We start from the raw sequence: 7,705 nt of genomic DNA, 5'->3' as shown, positions 1-7,705 counted from the left end.
CTTGTGTTCACCTCCTGGTTGGGGTGTGGTGGGTCGGCTGTGTTCGTCGGCAGGCGTCAACCTGCGCGATTTCAGCCCTTGTTGTAGCTGCCGCAGGTGAGAGCCTCGGCCATGACCTCGATGTCCTGGATGTCGATCATTGTGTTCACCTCCTGGTTGGGGTGTGGTGGGTCGGCTGTGTTCGTCGGCAGGCGTCAACCTGCGCGATTTCAGCCCTTGTTGTAGCTGCCGCAGGTCAGGGCCTCGGCCATGACCTCGATGTCCTGGATGTCGATCATTGTGTTCACCTCCTTTGTTCGGTCGCGGTGCGGGAGCGGGGGATGGCTTTTCCGGGATTCCCCGGGCATTCCCGGGTTTCGCCGATTTCGGCCGGTTCCCCCTGTCGATGCCTCTACTGTTCCGCTTTCCGTGGAGCACCGGAAGGGCTTTGCGGTGGACGGATTCTGCAGTGGCCTATCCCGTCCACCGCGACCTGGGGAAAACGGGCCGCGGAACGACGAAAGCCGCGTCCCGGGGGGACGCGGCTTTCGGGGGAGAGGGTCGGACGGGGCTCAGATGCGGGTGGCGGGGAGCCAGCCGTTCTGGACGGCGTGGGCGCCGGCCTGGAAGCGGCTGCGGGCCTCCAGGGCCTCCAGGAGTTCGGCGGCGATGCGTCGGGCGGTGCGCGGGGAGACGCCGAGGCGTTTGGCGATGGCCTCGTCGGTGAGTCCCTGGAGGAGCAGGTGGAGGGACTCCTGGTGCTGGCGGGTCAGTCCGTCCATGTTGCGTTCCACGGCGGTGCCCAGTCGGTTGGCGCTCTGCCAGACGCTCTCGAAGAGGGCGCACAGGGCCGCGATCGGCCCCTCGTAGGCGATGACGACCGCGCCGGTCTGGGCGTCGTTGGTGTCGAGCGGGAGGACGGCCTCGCGGCGGTCCGAGATGATCATCCGCACCGGCAGGGTGGGCGCGGTGCGGACCTGTCCGCCGTGGCGGTGCAGCCAGTCCATGTGGTCGAGGGTGGGCTGGTGGTTGCGGACGCTGTCGAGGTAGACGGTGCGCATGGTGATGCCCCGGTCCAGGAGCGCGGCGTTGGGGCCGCGGCTGGCTTCGAGGTCCTCGATGCTGTGGCCCCCGCCGGGCGCGAACGTCATGATCTCGTGGCGGGTGTTGGCGGCCAGCCGGGCCAGCCGGTCGCGGATCTCCTCCGGCCCGTGCAGGCTCTCGGCCCCGGCGGTGGCGCTCCGCGGGCGCATCGAGGAGCACTCGGCGATGAGTTGCGCGGCGGCGGCCCGGGAGGCCTCCACCTTCTGCTGGTGGGCGGCCAGTTCGGCCTGCTGGCGGGCCAGCAGCAGTTCCATGGCGTCTTCGGGGTCCAGGGCCCGGAATCCGATGCCCTCCCGGGACGAGGGCCGGACCAGTGAGAGCCGGCTGAGCCGGTCGAGGCAGGCGCGCAGGTCGCTCTCGGGCAGCGCGATCCGCTGGGCGAGTGCGGCCACCCCGTCCTCGGGGTGGGCGAGGAGTGCCCGGTAGACGCGTTCCGCTTCGGCGTCGAGTCCCAGCAGTTCCAGCATGGCGATGCTCCCGGAGGTTTAGTGCACGTGCGCGTGCACGGAACTATACGAAGATGCGAAGGCCCTGGTCAGGGCCTCGGCACCGGATTTCGACGTCCGCTTCGTCGGTGCCGAGGCCGCGACCTCGGCGGAGGCTCCGGTAGGGGAACGTGCGGCGACGGGGGGCGCTGCGACATGGTGGGGCAAAGCGGGTGAATCACGGCCGTGCCGGGGTCCGACCCCCTGGTCGGTTCGTGCCGTGGCATAAAAAGTCCCCGGTACCGGCCTGTACCGCGGTGGCGGGTGCTCCGGAGGATGGCCGCATGTATCTCGTGCATGCCCGACTCCGGGCCCCGGATCGCACCTCCCTCCCCCCGGACGCGGCACAGCTGTTCCTGGGGTGCGCGCTCGACGGGGAGGGCCTGGAACACGTCAGCGCGCACGACGACGCCGAGGGCGGTCCGGTCGTGGGCTTCTACCTGACCGCGCCCTCGCTCGCCGTCGCGGAGCGGGCCGCGTCGGCCGTCTGTCACCGCACGCTCCTCGCGCACCCCTCGCTCGCCGGGGTGGACGCGGTGTCCTTCAGCGCGGCTCTGGTCCCGCAGCACTGGAATGCACTCCTGCGATCCGATGGACGGGATATGCAGATGCAGGATCCGTCCACCGAGAACCTCTTTCACCCGTTCTGAAATCCCAGCAGAGTGGGGCCATCGGCAGGGAAAACCGGCCGGGGAGAAAATCCGGGCAGGCGCCCGGGACGCAATCGAAGCGACTGTATTCAGGGGGAAGAGATGTCCATGTTCGCGACTCGAATCGCCAAGACCGCGACCGCGGCCGTCATCACCGTCGGCGCTCTGGGAATGGCGCATTCCTTCACCGCGGCGAAGCCCGCGGAATCGCAGAATTTCTCCGCCGCGGGCCCCGTCGCCGGCGCGACCGTTCCGTCGACGCCGTCCGGCGCGAGCAAGCTGGCGGCCACCGACGACGTGACCTGGGGCCACTGACGGCACCCGCGACCGCCGGACGCGGGACGCCGGCCGCCGGGACACCGGCTGCCGACCGCCGGCCGCCGATCGCCGGAACGGGCCAACGCCGGTACCGGGCCGGGAACTTCCGCGATGCCGCCGGAGTCATCACGGGTACCGGAGCCGTTCGGGAGGCGCAGACGTCCCCTAGGGGTACGCCGACCCGACGTCATACCCGGGCAGTAGAAGGCCTCGTCATTCCAGCTCATGGCCCCTGCGGCGCGGGCCCGTTACGTTGAACGGGTGTCCACTGCTGTCATCAAGACCGAGGGCCTCACCAAGAGGTTCCCCCGGGTCACCGCCCTCGACCAGCTCACCGTCGAGGTGCAGCCCGGGGTCGTCGGGCTGGTCGGGGCCAACGGGGCGGGCAAGTCCACCCTGATCAAGATCCTGCTCGGGCTCTCCCCGGCGACGTCCGGCCGCGGCGAGGTGCTCGGCCTGGACATCGCGACCCGGGGCTCGGAGATCCGCGAGCGGGTCGGCTACATGCCCGAGCACGACTGCCTGCCACCGGACGTCTCGGCGACCGAGTTCGTGGTGCACATGGCGCGGATGGCCGGGCTGCCCGCCACCGCCGCCCGCGAGCGCACCGCCGACACCCTGCGGCACGTCGGCCTCTACGAGGAGCGGTACCGCCCGATGGGCGGCTACTCGACCGGCATGAAGCAGCGGGTCAAGCTCGCCCAGGCGCTGGTGCACGACCCGAAGCTGGTGCTGCTGGACGAGCCGACCAACGGCCTCGACCCGGCCGGCCGGGACGAGATGCTCGGTCTGATCCGCCGGGTGCACACCGACTTCGGGATCTCGGTGCTGGTCACCACCCACCTGCTCGGCGAGCTGGAGCGGACCTGCGACCACCTGGTGGTCATCGACGGCGGCCAGCTGCTGCGCTCCTCCTCCACCGCCTCCTTCACCGAGGCGACCGCCGTCCTCACGGTCGAGGTCACCGACCACCCGGAGGACGCCGTCGCCGACCCCGGCGCCGAGGTCCGCGCCCGGCTCGCGGCCACCGGCCTGGAGGTCCAGGCGGACGGCACGCACCTGCTGCTGGTCCGGTTGGCCGGCGAGGACACCTACGACACCATCCGCGACACGGTCGCCGAACTCGGCCTCGGCCTGGTCCGGTTGGAACAGCGCCGGCACCGGGTCGCCGAACTCTTCACGGACCCGAACGAGGGAGGTACGGACGATGCCGCAGCCTCCTGACACCAGGCCCGCCGACACCGGCGTCATCCACGACATCGGCTACCGCGGCTACACCGGGCCCCGCCTCGGCCGCGGCTACGCCACCCGCTCGCTCTTCATCCAGAGCCTGCGCGCCGCCTACGGCCTCGGCCGCTCCGGCAAGTCCAAGGTGCTGCCGATGCTGCTGCTGGGGGTCGTCACCGTCCCGGCGATGATCTTCGTCGCGGCCGCGGTCTACCTGAAGCGGACCGAACTCCCGGTCGAGTACGCCGGCTACCTCTCCAACCTCAGCCTGGTGGTGTCGATCTTCCTCGCCTCCCAGGCGCCGGTGATGCTCTCCCGGGACCTCCGGCACCACACCGTCCCGCTGTACTTCTCCCGCCCGATCACCCGGGCCGACTACGTCCGGGCCAAGTTCGGCGCCATGGCCTGCGCCCAGTTCCTGCTGATGGCGGCCCCGTTGCTGGTGCTGTACGTCGGCGCGCTGCTGGCCGGGATGGACTTCCGCCACAACACCGGCCAGTTCTTCGACGGCCTGGTGGCGGCGGTGCTGTACTCCCTGGTGCCGACCGCGGTCGCGCTGGTGATCGCCGCGAGCACCCCGCGCCGCGGGTTCGGGGTGGCCGCCATCATGGGCTACCTGGCGGTGAGTTCGACGGTCGCGGCGGTCGTGGTCGGCATCAGCACCCCCGTCTACGGCCGGCCCTCGGACTCCGTCCAGTGGACGTCGCTGATCTCCCCGAACAGCCTGGTGGAGGCGCTGGTCAACGAGCTGTTCGGGCTGGGCGACGGGATCGACCGCCGCCACGCCCCGGGCGGGATCGGCCTGCTGGTGTTCGCCCTCGTCGCCGTGGCGATGGTCGCGGGCGCGTACCGGATCCTGCTGCGGCGCTACAGCCGCGTCTGATTAACCGCACCGTCCAACGAGAGGTCTGAGAGGCCGGCATGGCCACCATCACCATCGACAAGGTCTCCCGCTGGTTCGGGAACGTGGTCGCGGTCAACGACATCACGATGTCGATCGGCCCCGGCATCACCGGTCTGCTCGGGCCCAACGGCGCGGGCAAGTCCACGCTCATCCACATGATGAGCGGCTTCCTCTCGCCGTCCAGCGGCGCGGTCACCCTGGACGGGGCGCCGATCTGGCGCAACCAGCAGGTGTACCGGCAGATCGGCCTGGTCCCGGAACGGGAGTCGATGTACGACTACCTGACCGGCTGGGAGTTCGTGCTCGCCAACGCCGAACTGCACGGCCTGCCCCAGCCCGGTGCCGCCGCGCGGCGCGCCCTGGACCTGGTGGAGATGGCCTACGCCAAGGACCGCCGCACCGGGACGTACTCCAAGGGCATGAAGCAGCGGGTCAAGATGGCCTCGGCACTGGTCCACGACCCGGCCGTGCTGCTGCTGGACGAGCCCTTCAACGGCATGGACCCGCGCCAGCGGCTGCAGCTGATGGAGCTGCTGCGCCGCTTCGGCGCGGACGGCCGGACGGTGCTGTTCTCCTCCCACATCCTGGAGGAGGTCGAGCAACTGGCCCGGCACATCGAGGTGGTGGTGGCCGGACGGCACGCCGCCTCGGGCGACTTCCGGCGGATCCGGCGGCTGATGACCAACCGCCCGCACCGCTACCTGGTCCGCTCCAGCGACGACCGCCGACTCGCCGCCGCGCTGATCGCCGACGGCTCGACCACCGGCATCGAGGTGGACGAGCGGGAGCGGGCGCTGCGGATCGAGGCGGTCAACTTCCAGGGCTTCACCACCCTGCTGCCGAGGGTCGCCCGGGCGGCCGGCATCCGGCTGTACACGGTGTCCCCGGCGGACGAGTCGCTGGAGAGCGTCTTCTCCTACCTGGTGTCCGCATGACCGGCTGGTGCCCGCATGACCGGCACCACGAAGCACCCGGTGCCCGCCTGACCGGCACCACGAAGCAGACCACTGCCCGGGAAGGGGCCGACCGACCATGAACCCCACCGTTGCCAGGCTGACCCTGCGCGGCCTGCTGGGCCGCCGCCGAGGCATCCTGCTGCTGGTGGCCCCGGCCCTGCTGATGGTCGTCTCGGCCCTCGCCAGCGGGGCGAGCCACGATTCGCTCAGCCTCACCATCAAGATCCTCGGCCAGCTGGACCTCGGCACCCTGGTGCCGATCCTCGGCCTGGTGATCGGCACCGGGGTGATCGCCACCGAGATCGACGACGGCTCGATCGTCTACCTGCTCGCCAAGCCGCTGCCGCGCTGGCAGATCATCACCACCAAGCTGACCGTCGCGATCGGCACCACCTGGGTGTTCGCCGCCGTCCCGACGCTGCTCGCCGGACTGGTGCTGTACGGCACCAAGAGCGGCGTGGCGCTCGGCTACACGGTGGCCGTGCTGGTCGCCGGGGCCGCGTACAGCGCGCTGTTCCTGCTGCTCGGCGTGATCACCCGGCACGCCGTGGTGGCCGGGCTGGCGTACGCGCTGATCTGGGAGTCGCTGATCGGCAACTTCGTCGAGGGCGCCCGGACCCTGAGCATCCAGCAGTGGGGCCGGGCGGTCGCCGAGCGGGTGGCCGGGGACGCCGCGATCGGTGCCGACGTCTCCTTCGGGGCGGCGATCCCGCTGCTGCTGGTGGTCACCGTCGGGGCGACGGTGCTGGCCTCGGTGAAGCTGGCCGGGCTGACCCTCGCCGCCGAGGAGTGAGCCCCCGGCGGCCGGCGCGGTGAGGCGGACGGGACCTACAGGGTCCGGTTGCGCCCGGCGCCGAAGCCGGCCGCGCCGACCACCAGGACCAGCACCAGCATCAGGATCAGGGTGGCGTCCCAGCCGCCGGTGAGCTGGTGCAGCGCACCGGCCCCGACCGGGCCGGCCGCCGCGACCAGATAGCCGATCGCCTGGGACATCCCGCCCAGCTGGGCGGCGCCGGCCGCGGTGCCGGTGCGCAGCACGATGAAGGCCAGGCCCAGGCCCAGCGAACCGCCCTGGGCGACGCCGAGCACGGCCGCCGTCGCCCAGGCGGCGGAGACCGGCACGAGCAGCAGCATCGCGATGCCGAGGCCGTTCAGGGCGGCCATGGTGACGGCCAGGGCGCGCTGGCTGGTCATCCGGCCGGCCATCATCGGCACCAGGAAGGCGCCCGCGACCTGCACCAGGTTGGAGAAGGCGAAGACCAGGCCGGCCTGGCCGCGGTCCATGCCGTGGTCGGCCAGGATGGTCGGCATCCAGGCGACCAGGGTGTAGACCAGCAGCGACGAGATGCCCATGAAGAGGCTGATCTGCCAGGCCAGCGGGGACTTCCAGAGGCCCTCGATCGGCGTGCCGGGCCGGGCCGCGGCGGCCACCGCGGCCTTCTCCTGCCGGGACCGCAGCACCTGCGGCAGCCAGGCCACCGCGGCGATCAGGGCGAGCAGCGACCAGGCGCCGAGCGAGGCCCGCCAGCCGCCGCCGAGCACGTGCTCCAGCGGGACGGACGTCCCGGCCGCGAGGGTCGCGCCGACCAGCATGGTGGTCGAGTAGACGCCGGTCATGGTGGCGGCGCGGTCCGGGAACTCCCGCTTGACCAGGCCCGGCATCGACACGTTCAGCACCGCGATGGCCACGCCGATCACCACGCAGCCCGCGTACAGCGCGAACACCGAGGGCAGCACCCGCAGCAGCACGCCCGCGCCCAGTACCAGCACCGCGCCGAGCACCACCCGCTCGGCGCCGAACCGGCGGGTCAGCCGGGGGGTGAGCGGGGCGCCGACGCCCTGGAACAGCACCGGAACGGTGGTGATCAGCCCGCTCGCGGTGGCGGACAGGCCGAAGGTGCGCTGGATCTCGGCGATCATCGGGGAGACCGCGGCCAGACAGGCGCGCATGTTCAGTGCGACCAGCACGATGCCGGTCAGCAGCAGGGCGGGGTGGGCCAGCCGGCTGCGGACGGGGAGCGGGACGGGAGCGGTGACAACCGGCTGCTGGGCACGGGTGACGGCCATGGGTGTGCTGTTCTT

At 71.4% G+C, this 7,705-nt stretch carries 8 protein-coding genes; 6 read left to right on the top strand and 2 right to left on the bottom strand.

Annotation, left to right across the window (positions count from 1 at the left end; all coding sequences use genetic code 11):
• Positions 1-551: 551 nt before the first annotated feature.
• A complete protein-coding gene (locus ABTZ03_RS40385; RefSeq protein ID WP_350518221.1) occupies positions 552-1,550 on the bottom strand; it encodes a helix-turn-helix domain-containing protein in 999 nt (332 codons plus the stop codon).
• A 302-nt stretch (positions 1,551-1,852) separates the two neighbouring features.
• Between ABTZ03_RS40385 and ABTZ03_RS40380 the strand changes: the two genes are divergently transcribed.
• The 6 genes from ABTZ03_RS40380 (at position 1,853) to ABTZ03_RS40355 (ending at position 6,416) form a co-directional block, all read left to right on the top strand.
• Entirely contained in the window at positions 1,853-2,218 is a 366-nt protein-coding gene (locus ABTZ03_RS40380) for a hypothetical protein (RefSeq protein WP_350518220.1), read from the top strand.
• Positions 2,219-2,320: 102 nt separating this feature from the next.
• Positions 2,321-2,533: a hypothetical protein gene (locus tag ABTZ03_RS40375; protein ID WP_350518219.1), complete on the top strand. Its 213-nt coding sequence runs from the start codon at positions 2,321-2,323 to the stop codon at positions 2,531-2,533.
• Positions 2,534-2,761: 228 nt separating this feature from the next.
• On the top strand, positions 2,762-3,760 hold the full coding sequence (locus ABTZ03_RS40370) for an ABC transporter ATP-binding protein (RefSeq protein WP_400924570.1): 999 nt from the start codon (positions 2,762-2,764) through the stop codon (positions 3,758-3,760).
• A complete protein-coding gene (locus ABTZ03_RS40365) occupies positions 3,744-4,646 on the top strand; it encodes an ABC transporter permease (RefSeq protein WP_350518217.1) in 903 nt (300 codons plus the stop codon). Before ABTZ03_RS40370 ends, ABTZ03_RS40365 begins: the two co-directional genes overlap by 17 nt.
• Before the next feature lie 38 nt (positions 4,647-4,684).
• Positions 4,685-5,602: an ABC transporter ATP-binding protein gene (locus ABTZ03_RS40360; protein ID WP_350518216.1), complete on the top strand. Its 918-nt coding sequence runs from the start codon at positions 4,685-4,687 to the stop codon at positions 5,600-5,602.
• A 97-nt stretch (positions 5,603-5,699) separates the two neighbouring features.
• Positions 5,700-6,416 (top strand): ABC transporter permease, encoded by a 717-nt coding sequence (locus ABTZ03_RS40355; protein ID WP_350518215.1) that lies wholly within the window; start codon positions 5,700-5,702, stop codon positions 6,414-6,416.
• A 35-nt stretch (positions 6,417-6,451) separates the two neighbouring features.
• Here the strand turns inward: ABTZ03_RS40355 and ABTZ03_RS40350 are convergent, their stop codons facing one another.
• Entirely contained in the window at positions 6,452-7,690 is a 1,239-nt protein-coding gene (locus ABTZ03_RS40350; RefSeq protein ID WP_350518214.1) for a CynX/NimT family MFS transporter, read from the bottom strand.
• Positions 7,691-7,705: the final 15 nt, after the last annotated feature.

Source organism: Kitasatospora sp. NPDC096077, from assembly GCF_040303245.1.
Classification (GTDB): Bacteria; Actinomycetota; Actinomycetes; order Streptomycetales; family Streptomycetaceae; genus Kitasatospora.
This window is presented reverse-complemented; position numbering and strand designations above follow the sequence as displayed.